This window comes from Geomonas limicola (assembly GCF_014193675.1).
In the GTDB taxonomy this organism is placed as follows: domain Bacteria; phylum Desulfobacterota; class Desulfuromonadia; order Geobacterales; family Geobacteraceae; genus Geomonas; species Geomonas limicola.
The window spans coordinates 418,364-437,169 of the sequence record NZ_BLXZ01000005.1; the positions used below are offsets into that span (position 1 = coordinate 418,364).

The 18,806-nt window shown below is 59.7% G+C and carries 14 protein-coding genes; 12 read left to right on the top strand and 2 right to left on the bottom strand.

Annotated elements, in window-relative coordinates; all coding sequences use genetic code 11:
* Positions 1–161 precede the first annotated feature (161 nt).
* A complete protein-coding gene (locus tag H7688_RS14515; RefSeq protein WP_183361876.1) occupies positions 162–1,310 on the top strand; it encodes a deoxyguanosinetriphosphate triphosphohydrolase in 1,149 nt (382 codons plus the stop codon).
* A gap of 113 nt (positions 1,311–1,423) precedes the next feature.
* On the opposite strand, the gene yhbY is transcribed toward H7688_RS14515, so the two are convergent.
* Positions 1,424–1,717 carry a ribosome assembly RNA-binding protein YhbY gene (gene yhbY, locus H7688_RS14520; protein ID WP_183361877.1) on the bottom strand — a complete coding sequence of 98 codons (294 nt, stop codon included), beginning with the start codon at positions 1,715–1,717 and terminating at the stop codon, positions 1,424–1,426.
* 580 nt (positions 1,718–2,297) lie between these two features.
* Here yhbY and pyrR point away from each other — a divergent pair.
* From pyrR to H7688_RS14575, 11 genes are all read left to right on the top strand, one after another.
* Positions 2,298–2,831, top strand: a complete 534-nt coding sequence (gene pyrR / locus H7688_RS14525) for a bifunctional pyr operon transcriptional regulator/uracil phosphoribosyltransferase PyrR (protein ID WP_183361878.1) — start codon at positions 2,298–2,300, stop codon at positions 2,829–2,831.
* Between the two features lie 196 nt (positions 2,832–3,027).
* The gene (locus tag H7688_RS14530; protein ID WP_183361879.1) at positions 3,028–3,963 is read left to right on the top strand and encodes an aspartate carbamoyltransferase catalytic subunit; all 936 of its coding nucleotides are present in this window, start codon (positions 3,028–3,030) and stop codon (positions 3,961–3,963) included.
* A gap of 104 nt (positions 3,964–4,067) precedes the next feature.
* Positions 4,068–5,345, top strand: coding sequence for a dihydroorotase (locus H7688_RS14535; RefSeq protein ID WP_183361880.1), 1,278 nt, complete (start codon positions 4,068–4,070; stop codon positions 5,343–5,345).
* A 61-nt stretch (positions 5,346–5,406) separates the two neighbouring features.
* Positions 5,407–6,531 carry a glutamine-hydrolyzing carbamoyl-phosphate synthase small subunit gene (gene carA, locus H7688_RS14540; RefSeq protein WP_183361881.1) on the top strand — a complete coding sequence of 375 codons (1,125 nt, stop codon included), beginning with the start codon at positions 5,407–5,409 and terminating at the stop codon, positions 6,529–6,531.
* Between the two features lie 199 nt (positions 6,532–6,730).
* Complete coding sequence (locus H7688_RS14545) at positions 6,731–7,648, top strand: radical SAM protein (RefSeq protein WP_183361882.1); 918 nt, start codon at positions 6,731–6,733, stop codon at positions 7,646–7,648.
* Between the two features lie 183 nt (positions 7,649–7,831).
* Positions 7,832–11,080: a carbamoyl-phosphate synthase large subunit gene (gene carB / locus H7688_RS14550; protein ID WP_183361883.1), complete on the top strand. Its 3,249-nt coding sequence runs from the start codon at positions 7,832–7,834 to the stop codon at positions 11,078–11,080.
* 109 nt (positions 11,081–11,189) lie between these two features.
* On the top strand, positions 11,190–11,666 hold the full coding sequence (gene greA / locus H7688_RS14555; RefSeq protein WP_183361884.1) for a transcription elongation factor GreA: 477 nt from the start codon (positions 11,190–11,192) through the stop codon (positions 11,664–11,666).
* Between the two features lie 229 nt (positions 11,667–11,895).
* On the top strand, positions 11,896–12,093 hold the full coding sequence (locus H7688_RS14560) for a DUF1858 domain-containing protein (RefSeq protein ID WP_183361885.1): 198 nt from the start codon (positions 11,896–11,898) through the stop codon (positions 12,091–12,093).
* A 54-nt stretch (positions 12,094–12,147) separates the two neighbouring features.
* On the top strand, positions 12,148–14,577 hold the full coding sequence (recG, locus tag H7688_RS14565) for an ATP-dependent DNA helicase RecG (RefSeq protein ID WP_183361886.1): 2,430 nt from the start codon (positions 12,148–12,150) through the stop codon (positions 14,575–14,577).
* A 522-nt stretch (positions 14,578–15,099) separates the two neighbouring features.
* A complete protein-coding gene (locus tag H7688_RS14570; protein WP_246329817.1) occupies positions 15,100–16,155 on the top strand; it encodes a PQQ-dependent sugar dehydrogenase in 1,056 nt (351 codons plus the stop codon).
* Positions 16,156–16,370: 215 nt separating this feature from the next.
* Complete coding sequence (locus H7688_RS14575) at positions 16,371–17,537, top strand: PQQ-dependent sugar dehydrogenase (RefSeq protein WP_183361888.1); 1,167 nt, start codon at positions 16,371–16,373, stop codon at positions 17,535–17,537.
* A 113-nt stretch (positions 17,538–17,650) separates the two neighbouring features.
* Here H7688_RS14575 and H7688_RS14580 read toward each other — a convergent pair whose 3' ends face one another.
* Positions 17,651–18,715: a threonine aldolase family protein gene (locus H7688_RS14580; protein ID WP_246329818.1), complete on the bottom strand. Its 1,065-nt coding sequence runs from the start codon at positions 18,713–18,715 to the stop codon at positions 17,651–17,653.
* Positions 18,716–18,806 lie beyond the last annotated feature (91 nt).

An 18,806-nucleotide genomic window follows, 5' to 3' on the forward strand; every position in this document is an offset into this window, starting at 1 on the left:
ATAAATAGCGGGAATATTATGTGCTTTAGCGCCGCAGCCTGGATAAGAAGCGTCTTTAGCTGCTGCGGATTCTTTTTTCACCGGTGTTTTTCTGGATAATGACGATCGACAGTCGTTTGGACTCGTGCTGAAACGTCTCGTTCTTCAGGAAGGGGGAGTGGATGAGAGATGGGGAGATGATGGAGCGAAACGACCTGGCAGGGTATGCGGCCCGCAGTGACAGTTCCCGCGGGCGCAAGTACCAGGAGGAGTTCCGCGACAACCGGCCGGCGTTCGAGAGGGACCGCGACCGCATCATCCATTGTGCCGCCTTTCGCCGTCTCGAGTACAAGACCCAGGTCTTCGTAAACCACGAGGGGGACTACTACCGCACCCGGCTCACCCACTCGCTCGAGGTGGCGCAGATTGGGAAGGGGATCGCCCGCCGCCTGGGGCTCAACGAGGAGCTCACCGAGACCCTGGCACTTGCCCACGACCTGGGGCACACCCCCTTCGGCCATACCGGGGAGGAGGTGCTGAACCGGCTCATGGAGGGGTTTGGCGGCTTCGAGCACAACCTGCAGTCGCTGCGCGTCGTGGACGAGCTTGAGGAGCGCTACCCCAACTTCAACGGCCTGAACCTCTCCTGGGAGGTGCGCGAGGGGATCGCCAAGCATTCCACCCCCTACGATCTCCCCACGACCGCCTTCGCCGAGTTCCTGCCCGGGGTCGTCCCCTCCATAGAGGCCCAGCTCATCAACCTGGCCGACGAGATCGCCTACAATAACCACGACATCGACGACGGGCTCAAGTCCGGCTACATCAACCTGGCGCAACTGCGCAGCGTGGAGTTGTGGGAGGAGGTCCACGAGGGGATCCTGCGCAAGTACCCGGGGATCGATCCCGACCGTGCCGTCTGCCAGACCGTGAGTGCGCTCATCGGCGTGTTGATCACCGACCTCGTGGTGACCACCGCCGCCAACCTCGAGTCCCTTAACATAGAGACCCAGGAGGACCTGCGCCGGGTGAACCTGCCGGTGGTCGCCTTCAGCCCGGAGATGGCCAGGCGTAACGCCCAGTTGAAACGTTTCCTGTTCCAGAACCTCTACCGGCACTACAAGGTCGAGCGCATGCGGGTGAAGGCCGAGCGCTACCTGGCCGAGCTCTTCGATGTGTACGTGAAGCACCCCACGCTGCTCCCCTTGAAGCACCAGATGAAGATGGAACGCGAGGGGCGCGAGCGGGTAATCTGCGACTACATCGCCGGCATGACCGACCGGTTTGCGCTCGATGAGTTCAAGAAGTTGTTTGAGCCGTACGAGAGGGTGTAGGGGGGCAGGTGTTTCCCGCGCGGATCGGCCCGAACCCGAACTTACGGCACCAGATAAACAAAAAGCGGGGGCTATTTGCCCCCGCTTTTTTACCTCACCCTGCGCTTGCCCGTTTACTTCTTGGGAAGCTCCAGCCTGGGCTCTTTGGCCGCCCGGTACAACAGCAGCGTTCTGCCCAGCACCTGGGCCAGTTCGGCACCAGCGGCAGTGCAGAGCTCCTCGGCCACCTCGTGGCGGTCGATCAGGCAGCTCTCCAGGATCTTCACCTTGATGAGTTCATGGCTTTCCAGCGCCTCGTTTGTCTCGCGGATCACCGCCTCGCTCACATCACTCTTGCCGACCGTGATGACCGGTTTAAGCCCATGTCCCAGGGCCCGGAGAAATCTCTTTTGTTTTCCCGATAGCATCGTTCTTCCTTTGCGACTTCTGCAGCTCGAGTGCGACCCATTCGATGGCCGCCCCTGCAAAAACCTTCGTTATGTTTCTTAAACCAGCCTGAGTGTATAGCATCTTGCCGCACAGATAGCAAGTAAGGCCGCCGATACCGCCCGATTCAGAGCTGTGAAATGCGCGGGAATGGCTCGTCAGCTCGCGACAAAGGACGTTACCTACTCACCCACCGGTGTGGCCATCCTCCCCAGTGTTTGCTGCAGGTTGCGCCGGGACCATGCCGGGCTGGATGTTTAGGGAAACCTAATTTTTCTCGGTGCTTTAGGGTGCAGTTTCGCCTTGACTCTCTCTGGAGGCAATGGTACTTTTAGCGAAATTTTTAGCATGCCTTTTAAATTAGCCCCGTGAGGTTAGCAAAGGTGCAGAAAGTCACACTCTCAGTCTATCTGTAAGAGCCTTTCAGCCTACGCGCGGAGAGGCTCTTTTTATTAGCAGGATGGGCCCTTGTCTGGGCCGGCTAAATGATCGAAAAACAACAGTTTCGTACTGATCCGCTACGACCCACTAATGGCGCTTGAGCGCCTAAGGAGATTCGACATGGCAGAAAATACCGTAATCCTGGACGGCACCGGCGTCAAAAGGGCCCTGACGAGGATTGCCCATGAGGTGCTGGAGAAGAACAAAGGTGTAGAAGGACTGGTCCTGGTCGGCATCAGGACCGGCGGCGTGCACCTGGCCCACGACCTGGGGAGCCGTCTCTCCGAGATCGAGGGTGTCGAGGTCCCGGTGGGGGCGGTGGACATCACCATGTACCGCGACGACATCAAGGGGCACGCCGAGCACCTGCCGGTGGGCAAGACCGAACTGCCGTTCTCGGTGGAAGGGAAAAAAGTGGTCCTGGTGGACGACGTGCTCTTCACCGGGCGCACCATTCGCGCCGCCATGGATGCCATCATCGACCAGGGGCGCCCCTCCTGCATCCAGCTCGCCGTGCTGGTGGACCGCGGCCACCGCGACCTGCCGATTCGCGCCGACTTCGTAGGGCGCAACGTCCCGACCAGCCGCAGCGAAAACATCATGGTCGTCTTCGACGGGGATAATAAGCCGACTGAAGTTCTGCTGCAGAAATAAACCACTGACAGGGATGAATGGGATTAACTACCTAACAGGGATGAATGGGATACAGGGGATAAACCCTGAAACCGAAAGACGTTAGGGGAAAGACATAACCAAAACTTCGTAGAGAAGGTTTTATCCCGTTTATCCCATTCATCCCTGTTCGAATTGAAGTTTTGTTGCTGACACTACGAGTTTCAAGGGGGGAACCATGGGGTTCAGGCACAAAGACATCATTGCCCTCAAGGATCTGACCAAAGAGGAGATCGAACTGCTCCTCAATACGGCAGACAGCCTTGACGAAATCAACCGCCGCGACATCAAGAAGGTTCCGACCTTGCGCGGCAAAACGGTCGTCAACCTCTTCTACGAGGCATCCACCCGTACCCGAACCTCCTTTGAAATTGCTGCAAAACGGCTCTCCTGCGACACGGTCAATATCACCGCGTCGACGAGCTCGGTCACCAAGGGCGAAACGCTCTCCGATACCGCCAACAACATCCTGGCCATGAAGCCGGACATCATCGTGATGCGCCACTCCATCTCGGGCGCCCACGAATACCTCGCCAAGCGGGTCTCCTGCTCGGTGATCAATGCGGGCGACGGCGCGCACGAGCACCCCTCCCAGGGGCTTCTCGACATGCTCACCATGCGCCAGAAGTACGGCAAGCTTGCGGGACTCAAGGTCGCCATCGTGGGCGACATTACCCACTCCCGGGTGGCGCGCTCCAACATCTACGGCCTCACCACCATGGGCGCCCAGGTCTTTCTGGCCGGCCCGCCGACCATGATGCCGGTCGGGATCGAACGCCTGGGTAACGTCACCGTCTGCAAGGACATGCGCGAGGCGGTGGACCAGGCCGACGTGGTGATGATGCTGAGAATCCAGCTGGAGCGCCAGGGGAAGACGCTGCTTCCCAGCATGCGCGAGTACGCCCGTTACTTCGGCCTGAACCCCGAGGTTCTCAAACTGGCCAAGCCTGGCGCCATGGTCATGCACCCCGGGCCGATCAACCGCGGCGTCGAGTTGTCCTCGTACGTGGCTGACTGCGACCAGTCCTATATCCTGAAGCAGGTCTCAAACGGCGTCGCCATCAGGATGGCCATGCTCTACCACGTTTGCGGCGGCGAGCCGGCGGAAGGCTAAAAGCTAAGTTCTGCGTGGTAAATCGGGCTTGGTGCTTTTCAACTTAGAACCTAGAACATAGACCCTAGAACGGATTTATCCGGTTCTTAGCGAGGTGCTTCGAGATGAATGTGTTGATAAAAGGCGGGCGCGTGGTTGACCCCTCCCAGGGGATTGATGCAATAATGGACGTTCTCATCGCCGATGGCGTGGTGCTGGAACTCGGCACCGGCTTGGCCGCTCCGGAAGGGACCGAGACCATCGACGCCGCCGGACTTGTCGTGACTCCGGGGCTCATCGACATGCACGTGCATCTGCGCGATCCCGGCCTCGAGTACAAGGAAGACATCGCCACCGGCAGCCGCGCTGCCGCGGCCGGCGGCTTCACCTCGCTCGCCTGCATGCCGAACACCAAGCCGGTCATCGACAACAAGGCGGTCACCTCCTACATCCTGAACAAGGCGCGCAACGAGGCGCTCGTCAACATCTTCCCGGTCGGTGCCATCACCCAGGGGAGCAAGGGAGATACCCTGGCCGAGATGGGCGAGATGAAGGAAGCCGGCTGCGTGGCGGTCTCCGACGACGGCAAGCCGGTCTGCAACACCGAACTGATGCGCCGCGCCCTGGAATACGCCAAAGGCGTGGGCATTGCGGTGATCTGCCACTCCGAGGACCTCTCGCTGGTAGGCGAGGGGGTGATGAACGAAGGGTACGTCTCCACCGAGCTCGGCCTGAAAGGGATCCCCTGGGCTGCCGAAGACATCGCCGTGGCGCGCGACGTGTACCTGGCCGAGTTCACCGGTTCCCCGGTGCACATCGCCCACATCTCCACCGAGGGTTCCGCCCGCATCATCCGCAACGCCAAGGCGCGCGGGGTGCAGGTGACCTGCGAGACCGCTCCGCACTACTTCACCCTGACCGACGAGGCGGTGCGCGGCTACAACACCAACGCCAAGATGAATCCGCCGCTGAGGGGCGAGGCCGACAAGGCCGCCATGAAGGCAGCTCTTGCCGACGGGACCATCGACGCCATCGCAACCGACCACGCTCCGCACCACCTGGACGAGAAGGACGTCGAGTTCAACCTGGCCATGAACGGCATCGTCGGCCTGGAGACCTCGCTGCCGCTCTCGCTCAAGCTGGTCGAAGAAGGGGTGCTCGACCTTCAGCAACTGGTTGCAGCCATGTCTTGCAACCCCGCGAAGATCCTCGGTATCGATCGCGGGACTTTGAAGCCGGGTGCGGTCGGCGACGTGACGGTCATCGATCCGAACAAGCAGTGGACGGTGCTGGCCGAGAAGCTGGAGACCAAGTCGAAGAACTCGCCGTTTATCGGCTGGCAGATGAAGGGTGCCGCGGCCTACACCATCGTGAAGGGGCAGGTCGTACACAAAGGGATTTAGTATTTAGGTGACAGTCGCCTCTCTAGGGGCGGCGCAAGCAATATACGATCGGGAGAACTACATGAAAGCAGTACTTGCTCTGGCAGATGGCCGGATCTTTATGGGAAAGGCCTTCGGTGCAACGGGCGAAACTTCGGGCGAGGTTGTCTTCAACACCGCCATGTCGGGATACCAGGAAGTGCTGACCGACCCCTCGTACAAGGGGCAGATGGTCACCATGACCTATACGCAGATCGGCAACACCGGGATCAACCCGGAGGATATCGAGAGCAACCAGCTCTACCTCTCGGGCTTCATCGTCAGGGAGTATCTTGATTGCTACTCCAACTGGCGCGCCACCATGAGCCTGGACGCCTACCTGAAGGAGCACGGCGTGGTGGGGATCCAGGGGATCGACACCCGCGCCCTGACCCGTCACCTGCGCGACAAGGGTGCCCAGAACGGCATCATCTCCACCATCGACTTCGATCCGGAGAGCCTCGTCAAGAAGGCGCGCGCCATCCCCTCGATGTCGGGCCTCGATCTCGCCACTGGCGTCACCTGCGCTGCTCCCTACCACTGGACCGAGGGGCTCTGGGACCTGGAGAGCGGTTACCCGCAGGTGGACCGGAAGGATCTCAAGTACAAGGTGGTCGCCTACGACTTCGGGATCAAGCTGAACATCCTGCGCTGCCTGGTCTCCGCCGGCTGCGACGTCACCGTGGTGCCGGCGACCTTCCCGGCCGAAGCGGCGCTTGCCATGAACCCGGACGGCATCTTCCTCTCCAACGGCCCGGGCGACCCGGAGCCGATGAAAGAGGTCATCGAGAACATCAAGCAGTTCGTCGGCAAGAAACCGATCTTCGGCATCTGCCTCGGGCACCAGCTCCTGGGCCTTGCCCTGGGTGGCCGCACCATCAAGCTCAAGTTCGGTAACCACGGCTCCAACCTCCCGGTCATGGACATGGCGACCCGCAAGGTGGAGATCACCGCCCAGAACCACGGCTTCTCGGTGGACATCCTGTCGCTCTCCCACGCCTGTAAGTTGGGGCACGAGAACCTGAACGACCAGACCGTGGAGGGTATGGGGCACAAGGAACTCCCGATCTTCTCGGTGCAGCACCACCCCGAGGCTTCCCCGGGTCCCCACGACTCGCACTACCTTTTCGACCGGTTCGTGGAGATGATGGAGAAGTTCAAGAAATAACAGGTTCAGAATGTTTAAAGACATGGCACACGGAAGGAGCCGGAAACCAAAGCAAAACTGCTCGATAAAAGAAGGCTTGGGCAAAACCCGCTTCTTGACCTGATCCGGTTGGTTTGATTTGATTTCCTGGCTTTACCGTGTGCTGATGTTGTAGCCCCCCGCCCCCCTTCACTTAGGTGAGGGGGAGGTCATAGGAAGCATGCACTTCAAAAAACTGTACGAAAGCGGCGAGTTGCTGAAGCGGGTCAAGACCGCCTATGCCCGGCTTAAGTCTTGTGACATCTGCCCGCATGCCTGCGGTGTGAACCGTCTGGCTGGCAAGCTTGGCATCTGCGGCGCGGGGTACCGGCCGCGCATCGCCTCGGCCAACATCCACCGCGGCGAGGAACCGCCCATCTCGGGCAACCGCGGTTCGGGAACGATCTTTTTGTCGGGCTGCACCTTGAAGTGCCGGTTCTGCCAGAACTTCCCGATCAGCCAGCAGCACAACGGCACCACGCTCACCACGCTGCAACTGGCCGAGAAGATGGTTGGGTTGCAAAAGCGCGGGGCGCACAACATAAACTTCGTGACGCCGACCCACTTGACCCCGCAGATTCTCGCGGCGCTCTACCTGGCGATCCCGATGGGGTTCAGTATCCCCCTGGTCTGGAACACGAGCGGCTACGAGAGGGTGGATACCCTGGAGCTTCTGGACGGCGTGGTGGACATCTACCTGCCGGACATGAAGTACACCGAGGAAGAACAGGCGCGCCAGCTCTCCGGCGCTCCCGGCTACACCGGTGCGAACCGGCTGGCGGTCGCCGAGATGCTGCGCCAGGTTGGTCATCTCGAGTGCGACGAGGACGGCATCGGGGTAAAGGGGCTCATCATCCGCCACCTGGTGCTGCCCGAGGGGAGGGCGGGGAGCCCGGAAACGCTGCGCTACATCGCCGACAACTTCGGGTCCGAGACCCATATCGCGTTGATGAGTCAGTACTTCCCGGCCCACCAGGCGACCCAGACCCCCGGCATCGAGCGGCGGGTCACCAACGAAGAGTACGGGGAAGCCGTCGAGGCGCTGGAAGAAGCGGGACTGGAAAACGGCTGGGTGCAGGACGAGCCGGAAGAAACCTGATAATCGGCACGCGGAAAATTCCGGAAACCAGGGCAAAACTGCCGGATCAGACAAAGAGTTATGGTTACCCCAAATACTCGGTTTTATAAGGCTTTTTTGCCTTGGTTCCCGGCCACTTCCGCGTCTAAATGCATTTTAAAGTTTTTAAAGGCGGTTCGCCGCCCTACTGAAGGAGATAGTTGAATGCCCAAACGTACAGACATCCAGAAGATCCTCATCATCGGCGCAGGTCCGATCGTCATCGGGCAGGCCTGCGAGTTCGACTACTCGGGTACCCAGGCCTGCAAGGCGCTCAAGGAAGAGGGCTACCAGGTGGTGCTTTTGAACTCGAACCCGGCCACCATCATGACGGACCCGGACTTCGCAGACCGCACCTATATCGAACCGGTGACGCCGGAAATCCTCGCAGCCATCATCGAGAAGGAACGCCCGGACGCGGTGCTCCCCACGCTGGGCGGCCAGACCGCCCTGAACACGGCCGTTGCCGTGGCCGAGAACGGCACGCTGGAGAAGTTCGGCGTGGAGCTCATCGGCGCCAAGCTGCCGGCCATCAAGAAGGCCGAGGACCGCACCCTGTTCAAGGAGGCCATGCAGAAGATCGGCCTCGGCATTCCGCGCTCTGGCCTCGCCCACAACTACGCTGAGGCGATGGAGGTGATCAAGCACGTCGGCTTCCCGGCGATCATCCGCCCCTCCTTCACCCTGGGGGGCACCGGCGGCGGCATCGCCTACAACATGGAAGAGTGGGAGCGCATGTCCATGGCGGGCATCGACGCCTCGCCGACCAACGAGATCCTGGTCGAAGAGTCGCTGATCGGCTGGAAGGAGTACGAGCTCGAGGTGATGCGCGACACCGCCGACAACGTGGTGATCATCTGCTCCATCGAGAACTTCGACCCGATGGGGGTGCATACCGGTGACTCCATCACTGTCGCACCTGCCCAGACGCTGACCGATAAGGAATACCAGATCCTGCGCGACGCCTCGCTTAAGATCATCCGCGAGATCGGCGTCGACACCGGCGGTTCCAACATCCAGTTCGGCATCAACCCGAAAAACGGCCGCCTGGTGGTCATCGAGATGAACCCGCGCGTCTCGCGCTCCTCGGCGCTCGCCTCCAAGGCCACCGGTTTCCCGATCGCGAAGATCGCCGCGAAGCTCGCCGTCGGCTACACCCTGGACGAGATCACCAACGACATCACCAAGGAAACCCCGGCCTGCTTCGAGCCGACCATCGACTACGTGGTGACCAAGATTCCGCGCTTCACCTTCGAGAAGTTCCCGGCAGCCGACGCGACGCTCACCACCCAGATGAAATCGGTGGGTGAGGTGATGTCCATCGGCCGCACCTTCAAGGAGTCCTTCCAGAAGGCGCTCCGCTCGCTGGAAATCGGCTCCTGCGGTTTCGAGTCCCGCTTCTTCGGCGTGGGCGGCGACACCCGCCGCGGGCTGAGCGAAAAAGAACGCGCGCTCCTCAACGACAAGCTGAGAACCCCCAACTGCGACCGCGTCTGGTACGTGGGCGACGCCTTCCGCTGCGGCATGACCGTGGACGAGATCTTCGCCCTCACCGGCATCGACCAGTGGTTCCTGCACAACATCCGCCAGATCATCGAGAAGGAAGAGGAGCTGAAGCAGCTCCAGATCGAGGCTGAGAGCAACGAGAGCCAGAAAGAGATCTTCTGGGACGCCAAGCGTTTCGGCTTCTCCGACAAGTACCTGGGCCAGCTCTGGAACCTCTCCGAGGTGAAGGTGCGCGCACTGCGCCAGGGCGCCGGCATCAAGCCGGTCTTCAAGCGGGTCGACACCTGCGCCGCCGAGTTCGTGGCGCACACCCCGTACCTCTACTCGACCTACGAGGAGGAGTGCGAGGCCGAGCCGACCAACAAGAAGAAGATCATGATTTTAGGTGGCGGCCCGAACCGTATCGGCCAGGGGATCGAATTTGACTACTGCTGCGTGCACGGCGTGTTCGCGCTTGCCGATGACGGCTACGAGACCATCATGGTCAACTGCAACCCGGAGACCGTCTCCACCGACTACGACACCTCGGACCGCCTCTACTTCGAACCGCTCACCTACGAGGACGTGCTGAACATCGTCGAAGTAGAAAAGCCGACCGGCGTCATCGTCCAGTTCGGCGGGCAGACCCCGCTGAAACTCGCCGTGGCGCTTGAGAAGGCCGGGGTACCCATCATCGGCACCTCGCCCGACGCGATCGACCGCGCCGAGGACCGCGAGCGCTTCCAGGAGATGCTGCAGAAACTCAACCTGCGCCAGCCCGAAAACGGCACCGCACGCTCCTTCGAGGAGGCCGAGGCCGTCGCCCAGCGCATCGGTTACCCCGTGGTGGTACGCCCCTCCTACGTTCTCGGCGGCCGGGCCATGGAGATCGTCTACGACGTGGATAACCTGCGCCGCTACATGCACACCGCAGTGCAGGCCTCGCCGGAACACCCGATCCTGATCGACAAGTTCCTCGACGAGGCGATCGAGATCGATGTCGACGCCCTGTGCGACGGCCAGGTCGCGGTGATCGGCGGGATCATGGAGCACATCGAGGAAGCCGGCATCCACTCCGGCGACTCGGCCTGCTCGCTGCCGCCGTACTCCATCGACCCGGAGATCATCGACGAGATCCGCCGCCAGACCAAGGTGATGGCGCTAGAGTTGGGCGTCAAAGGGCTCATGAACGTGCAGTTCGCCGTGAAAGGGAAGGACATCTACATCCTCGAGGTGAACCCGCGCGCTTCCCGCACCTCGCCCTTCGTCTCCAAGGCGACCGGCAGGCCGCTCGCCAAGATCGCCGCCCGCGTCATGGCCGGCAAGACCCTGGCCGAACTCGGCGTCACCGAAGAGATCGTGCCCGAGCACATCTCGGTGAAAGAGTCTGTCTTCCCGTTCGCCAAGTTCCCCGGCGTGGATACCATCCTGGGACCCGAAATGAAGTCCACCGGCGAGGTCATGGGGATCGGGGCCACCTTCGCCCAGGCCTTTGCCAAGGCCCAGGCGGGCGCCGGTGTACGGCTTCCGGTGTCCGGAAAAGTCTTCATCAGCGTGAAAGACGCTGACAAAAAACATATTGTCAGCGCAGCAAAAAGACTGTATGCTCAGGGCTTCGAATTGCTTGCAACTCGCGGTACCGCAACGTATCTTCAGGAAAAAGGGATACCGGTCCAGGTTGTTAACAAGGTAGCGGAAGGGCGTCCGCACATTGTGGATGCCATCAAGAACAACGAGATCTGCATGGTGATCAACACCACGCTTGGTGCACAGGCTGTAGCAGATTCCTTCTCGATCCGCAGGAACACCTTGATCAGTAACATTGCCTACTACACAACAGCAGCTGGCGCTCGCGCCGCAGTCGATGGTATTGTGGCGATGTCCCAGTCAAAACTGGAAGTGAAACCGATCCAGGAATACCTGAAGTAAGAGCTTTTAGTCGATAATTACCGCAGTATCTTTACCTATAATTCAATGCAAAATCCTGGGGGGGCCAGCACCACGGCCCCCCCACTAAGTTCAAGAAGGAGTAAGTCCGATGTCGCAATCCGTTCCGTTGACGAAGGAGAGCTATGAGGCCCTTCAGGAAGACCTGAGACGCCTGATCAAAGAGGAGCGTCCCAAGGTCATTCAGGATATCGCTGAAGCGAGGTCGCATGGCGATCTGTCCGAGAACGCCGAATACGATGCCGCCAAGAACCGTCAGGGGTTCATCGAAGGCCGCATCCTCGAACTGAGCGACAAACTGGCACGTGCCTACGTGGTGGACCTGTCCAACCTGAAGCCGGACAAGGTGGTTTTCGGTGCCACGGTTACCGTGTACGACACGGGTACCGACGAAGAGATCACCTACAAGATCGTTGGCGAGGACGAAGCCGACATCAAGTTGGGGAAGATCTCCTGCACCTCCCCGGTAGGCAAGGCGCTGATCGGTCACAAGCTGGACGACACCGTGAAGGTGAGCGTTCCCTCCGGTCTGAAAGAGTACGAGATCCTCGAGATCCGCTACGAGTAATATAGCAGCAGGTATGGCCACGGAGTCACCAAGCCCACGGAGAAGAGCAACATACTGGTGGGGCCCCGCAACGTCTTCCGAGAATGTCTTTAGGGTTACACCTAAAGTCTTTGCTTTTGGCCGTTGTTCATCAGGATGTTTCTTTCAGCAGATCTTTTAGATTTACTCCGTGCTCTTGGTGATTCCGTGGCTCGATAATTTCCGCTTCACCACCAACAGGAGGTTTTAGATGAGCCAGATTACCAAAGATATGACGTTTGCTTCGGTCATGAGGATGCACCCGGATGTCGTGAAGGTGCTCGCCAAGTACAACCTCGGCTGCATCGGCTGCATGGGCGCTCAGAACGAGTCCCTGGAGCAGGGCTGCAACGCCCACGGTATCAAGGTCGACGAGATCCTTACCGACCTGAACGCACTCTTCGAATAATTCCCACTATGGCCGGGTCCGGTTCTCAACTGACCCGGCCGTTTCTTTCCTCCCATGCCGACCATCAAGCTTGCCCCAGACGGGACCATCACTCTCCCGGCCGAACTGAGGGAGTCTCTGGCGCTTAAGCCCGGGGACGAACTGAGTCTCGAGGTGGTGGACGGCACCCTGCGCATTTCACCCACGTCTCGCCCGCAATCTCCGAAAAAACCGACTGATAAAAAGACTGCCGCTGCTGAAAAGGCGGCTGGTCGCCAAACTGCAGCCAGGCCGGACGTGCCTTCGGCTAAGGGGACAGGCACCTGCGGAGCCAGTCCACTTCCGGCTCCTGGTACGGGTGCGGCGGGAGCACCTGCGCCCTCCCTGCGGCGTCCAGAGCTGCAGACCTCGATGCGTTTTATCAAGGGGGTCGGCCCCAAACTTGCCGAAGCTTTGAGCAAGAAGGGGATCACCACGGTCGAGGATGCACTCTACGTACTGCCGAACCGGTACGAGGATCGCCGGCAGCTCAAGGAGATCGCCCGCTTGCGCCCCGGAGGGACCGAGGCTTTCTTCGCCACGGTGGTCTCGGCAGGGCCGCAGGTCAGCAAGGGTGGGCGCAACTACTTCGAAGTGGTGGTGCGCGACGCGACGGGGTCACTGATCCTCAAGTGGTTCCACTATCACCCGGCCTTTATGAAGAAGAACTGGGCCACCGGACGCAGCGGCATCTTCATCGGGGAAATCTCCCAGTTTGGCCTGCAACGGGAGATGCACCATCCCGAGGTGGAATGGGCCGGGGAGGGCGAGGACCTCGCGCAGGTGATGGCTCGCGACCCTGAGAACTTCGGGCGCATCCTGCCGGTGTACCCGCTCACCGAGGGGGTGAGCCAGAAGGTGATGCGGCGCATCATGCGCGACGTGGTGCAGCACTACAGCCGCTTCCTTACCGCCACGCTGGCTGAAGACGTCCTGACGCGCCACCATCTGCTCTCGCTTCCCGTCGCACTGCGCGAGGCACACGCACCCGACCCAGACAGCCTGGTTGAAGAGTTGAACGCCGGGCGCGGCGAGGCGCACCGCTCGCTCGCCTTCGACGAGTTCTTCTTCCTGCAGCTGGGATTGGCCTTGAAGAAGCGCGGCGTCGCCGTTGAAGACGGCATCAGTTTCAACGTCACGCACCGCTACACCAAGGAGTTGCTCAAGCTGCTTCCTTTCAGTCTCACCAACGCCCAAAGGCGCGTGCTCTCCGAGATCAAGGAAGACATGATGGCCCCGCACCCGATGCATCGGCTGGTGCAGGGAGACGTGGGGTGCGGCAAGACGCTGGTGGCGCTCATGGCTGCCCTCATCTGCGTCGAAAATGACTACCAGGTGGCCATCATGGCCCCGACCGAACTTCTGGCGGAACAGCACTTCCTGAATATCCACGGGTACTGCGAGAAGCTGGGGATTTCCGTGGCTTTGTTGACCGCCAGCGTGAAGGGTAAAAACGACACGCTCGAGAAAATTGCCACCGGTGCCACCCAGATCGTGGTCGGCACCCATGCGGTTATCCAGGAAAAGGTCGAGTTCAAAAAGCTGGGCCTCGGCATCATCGACGAGCAGCACCGTTTCGGCGTGGTGCAGCGCTCGCTCCTGAAGCGCAAAGGTGTCAACCCGGACATCCTGGTCATGACCGCAACACCCATTCCGCGCACCCTGTCCATGACAGTCTTTGGCGATCTCTCGCTTTCGGTTATTGACGAACTCCCGCCGGGACGCACTCCCATCGAAACGCGAGTGGTACGCGAAAAACGCCGCGGCGAGGTGTATGCCACCATCCGCGAAGAGATAGGGAAGGGGAGGCAGGCCTACGTTATCTACCCGCTGGTGGAGGAGACCGAGAAGAGCGACCTGAAGGCCGCTGTACAGATGGCGGAGCACCTGGCGCAGGAGATCTTCCCCGAGTTCAAGGTGGCGGTGCTGCACGGGCGTATGAGTTCGGCTGAGAAAGAGGCAGTCATGATCGCCTTCAAGGCGCAGGAAACCGACATCCTGGTTTCCACCACGGTCATCGAGGTCGGCATCGATGTCCCCAACGCCACTGTGATGGTTATCGAGCACGCCGAACGTTTCGGCCTCTCGCAACTGCACCAGCTGCGTGGCCGGGTGGGGCGCGGCAGCGCACGCTCGCGCTGCATCCTGATTGCCGGAGACCGCCTCTCCGAAGACGGGGCGCGGCGCCTCGACGTCATGGTTCAGAGTAACGACGGTTTTGTCATCGCCGAGGCTGATCTCAGTATCCGCGGCCCGGGTGACTTCCTCGGCACGCGACAGGCGGGACTTCCCGACCTCAAGGTTGCCGACGTCCTGCGCGACGGCGGGGTCCTGGAACTTGCCCGTCGCGAGGCGTTTGCCGTGGTTGAACGTGATCCGGAACTCACCAGTACCGAAAGCCAAAGGTTGCGCTCCGAGCTGATCGTACGCTGGGGTGGACGGCTCGAACTCGCCGGTATCGCATGATTTACTGATTGACTGAAACCCTTTCTTGAATAATTTCCTCCTCGCAACTACCTCCACAAACCATCTCACTTTCTATTTCTGATAGCAGACTAATTAGTCTCCCTGCTATTATCAATTTATTTGCTTTCTCTCTTTCAAGTGCAACTATAACCATTGATGTAGGTACCACATTGACAAATTTCTCGCTGTGGGAGGAAACTGTACAGTAGTTGGTTTTTGTTCAGTGGAGAGGAATCGAGATTATTACAGGCTCGACCTTTATGAGGTGAGACTATGAAAGAGGAAAGGGGAGATAGCAGGTGTATCACAACTAGATTGATAGGCATTTTGTTTCTTTGCCTGACTCTCGTCGCCTGCGGAGGTGGTGGGGGCGGCGGCACGACCGTCTCGAGTAACGGCGGAACGGGCGGGACCGACAGCGGCGGATCCGGCACTGGAACTGGAACTGGAGGGGGTACGGGTGGCACCAGCGGAACAGGTGGAACTGGCAGTTCAGGTGGGACAGGTGTAACTGCTCCGGTCTTGCCTGCCAGCGTTTCTTTGGTCCAGGTAGCCTCTGGCCTGAACCGGCCGCTTACTATCACCAATGCGGGAGATAGCAGTGGTCGTCTCTTCGTCGTGGAGCAAGGCGGCACCATCAGGTTCATCCGCAATGGGGCGCTGGCCTCCACGCCGTTTCTCGACATATCCAACCTTGTCAACCAGTCCGGCGGAGAGGAAGGCCTCCTGGGGCTGGCATTTCCTCCAGGATTCCCCACGCGCAACAGTTTCTACGTCAACTACACCGATCGTAACGGCCTCGGTAACACGGTCATCGCCCGCTTTTCCCTCAGTTCCGACCCTGACCGCGCAGATCCCGCCACCAGGAGCCAGGTGCTGACCTTCCCCCAACCCTTCGCCAACCACAATGGGGGCCAACTCGCCTTCGGCCCGGATGGATTGCTGTACATCGGCAGTGGCGACGGCGGCAGTAGTGGGGACCCTCTGGGGAATGGGCAGAACCGTTCGGTTCTTCTCGGCAAGATCTTGCGCCTCGATGTGCTGTCCGGCACCGCTCCCTATGCAATCCCCGCGGGCAATCCGTTCGGTAACGAAATCTGGGGCTACGGTTTGCGCAATCCCTGGCGTTTCTCCTTCGACAGAAGTACCGGTGATCTCTATCTCCCGGATGTCGGGGAAAATACCGTGGAAGAGCTGAATTTCCAACCTGCCGGGGCCGGCAGTGGTGCGAACTACGGCTGGAACATCATGGAGGGTGATCGCTGTTTTGCCGATCCTTCCTGCAGCAGTGCCGGCATTACCCTGCCGGTCGTGGAATACCTGCATGGCAGCGGTGACTGCGCGATCACCGGCGGATACGTGTACCGTGGCAATACGTCTGCGTTACAAGGAACCTACCTCTATGGCGATTTCTGCAGTGGTAGGATCTGGGGTGCCCAGCATACCGGTACTACCTGGCACACTGCGTTGCTCAACGACAGCACGCTGGGGATCTCCACATTCGGCGAGGATGAGACAGGTGAGGTTTATCTTGCCGATTACAACGGCGGCAGCATCTATCACGTCGTTACCCCCTGACATTGCGGGGACAGTAGGGAGAATAGGGAAGGGCCAGGCATCTTGATGTCTGGCTCTTTTTCGTTTGAGGCGCTGGAGTTTGACAATCAGCAAGGGTCGGGCACACTCAAACCTGATATGATGAGAGATAGTTAAGGCAATACATCTGTCCTAAAGCAGGAGAGTTATGCCAGGCCTATTGCTCCACTACTTTAAGATTACTTCGAGGTGCGACCATGAAAGCTGAACTACCCACAACGCTGTCTGTACTGGGAGCTCTTGTCATCGGCTGCTTTCTCAGCGCATGCGAATCACCCATTGTTGGTTCATCTGCCTCCGCGAAAGGCACAGAAACCGTGGTGCTCACCAAGGTAGCCGGCGGCTTCAGGCATCCAACCACCATCACCAACGCAGCCGACGGTAGCGGCCGACTCTTCATCGTCGAACAGGGGGGGCGGATCAGAATCCTGCACGGCGGCCAAGTGCTTTCCCCACCGTTTCTGGATATCTCCCACCTGGTCACCCGCGACGGCGGGGAACAGGGCCTCTTGGGGGTGGCCTTCCCGCCCGATTTCGGCCACCGGAAGCAGTTCTTCGTCGACTACACCAACAAGGAAGGGATTGGCAACACGGTCCTAGCACGTATCGGCCTGATGAGCGGAGATGCCAATCGCGCCGATGCCCACAGCCTTACCCGGCTTCTGACCATCAAACAACCCTACGCAAACCACAACGGAGGCGAGATCGTCTTTGGACCCGACAAGATGCTCTACATCGGCATGGGCGATGGCGGCAGTTCTGGCGACCCCAAGCGCAACGGGCAAAGTACTAAGACGCTTTTCGGCAAATTGCTGCGTATCGATGTTTTGGGAGCTACCGCACCGTATGCCGTTCCTGCCGGAAATCCGTTCGGTAACGAGATCTGGGCCTACGGATTGCGCAACCCGTGGCGGTTCTCGTTCGACCGCGGCACCGGGGATCTCTATATCGCCGATGTGGGACAGGATCTCGTAGAGGAGATTGACTATCAGCCGGCAGGTAAAGGGGCCGGTGCCAATTATGGATGGAGCATCATGGAAGGAAGTCGCTGTTTCAGGCATCCAGGGTGTAAGGAAGATGGCCTGACCATGCCGATTGCCGAGTACCGTCACGGTGAAGGTGACTGTTCGGTTACCGGTGGCTATGTCTATCGCGGGAAGCACAAGGCGTTGCAGGGAACCTACTTCTACGGGGATTTCTGCAGCGGACGTATCTGGGGGCTCAAGCGCGAGGACGGCGCCTGGAAGACCCGGCTCGTCAAGGAAAGCGGGCTTGCTATATCGACCTTCGGTGAAGACGAGTCTGGAGAACTGTACGTCGCAGACTACGGTAAAGGGGATATTTACCGGATCAGTGCGCCGTGAGTGCGGGGACGCTTGCAGAGATCTGGGCTTGTTCCTCTTTAAGCTTTCACACGTTCGTTTGGAAGGATGAAACAAGCGAGGCGGCCAGGATTATATCCAAGGCCGCCTCACAGCTATCCCAGTATCGCACTCCTGATGTCCTGCACCAGAGCGGCCACTTCTTCCACCTTGGTGTCCCAGGAACACATGAACCTGCCGCCACCGGCACCGATAAAGGTGTAGAAGTGCCATCCCTTGGCACGCAACGCCTCGAGGGCTTGCGGCGGCATCTCGAGGAACACCGAGTTCGCCTGGCTGGGGAACATGATGCTCACCCCCGGAATCTTCTTCACCTCGGTTTCCAGCAAGCGGGCGCAGTTGTTGGCCTGGGTGGCATTGCGAAGCCAGGCGCCGCTTTGCAGCATGTTGATCCACGGGGCAGTCAAAAACCGCATTTTGCTGGCGAGTTGGCCGGCTTGCTTACAGCGATAGTCGAACTCGTAGGCCAATTCCTTGTTGAAAAATACCACCGCCTCGCCGACGGCAAAGCCGTTCTTGGTGCCGCCGAAGGTTAGGACGTCAACACCAGCCTGCCAGGTGATTTCCTTGGGTTCCACCCCCAGCGAGGCGACTGCATTGCCAAAACGCGCCCCGTCCATGTGGACGTGCAGCGCGTGCTTGCGCGCCATCTCACCTACCGCCTGCAATTCTGCCACGCTGTACACGGTGCCCAGTTCGGTTGCCTGGGTCACGCTCAACACCCGGGGTTTCGGGTAGTGGATGTCGCTGCGCTTGGTGATGGTGTGCTCGACCGCATCCAGATCGATCTTGCCGTTTTGTCCCGGTACGAGGAGCATTTTGGTGCCGTTGGAGAAGAACTCCGGGGCACCGCACTCATCCGTTTCCACGTGTGCCATTTCGTGGCAGACGATGGAGTGGTACGACTTGCACATAGAGGCAAGCGCCAGGGAATTTGCGGCGGTGCCGTTAAAGACGAAATAGATCTCGCAGTCAGTCTCGAAAAGTTCGCGGATCTGCTCGCAGGCTTTCTCGGTCCAGGCGTCGTCGCCGTAGGAACAGGCCAGACCGCGATTAGCCTCTTCCATCGCCTGCCATGCTTCGGCGCAGATTCCGGCATAGTTGTCACTGGCAAAATGGTACTTCAGCGGTTGCCCCGCAGCATTAACTCTCTCTTTCACGCATCCCTCCTGTCATAGCCGTGGTCCCAACTTTATTAGCATGAATGACCCTGGCTAACAATCATTTGTTTAGGCGGGATAAATATGCTTG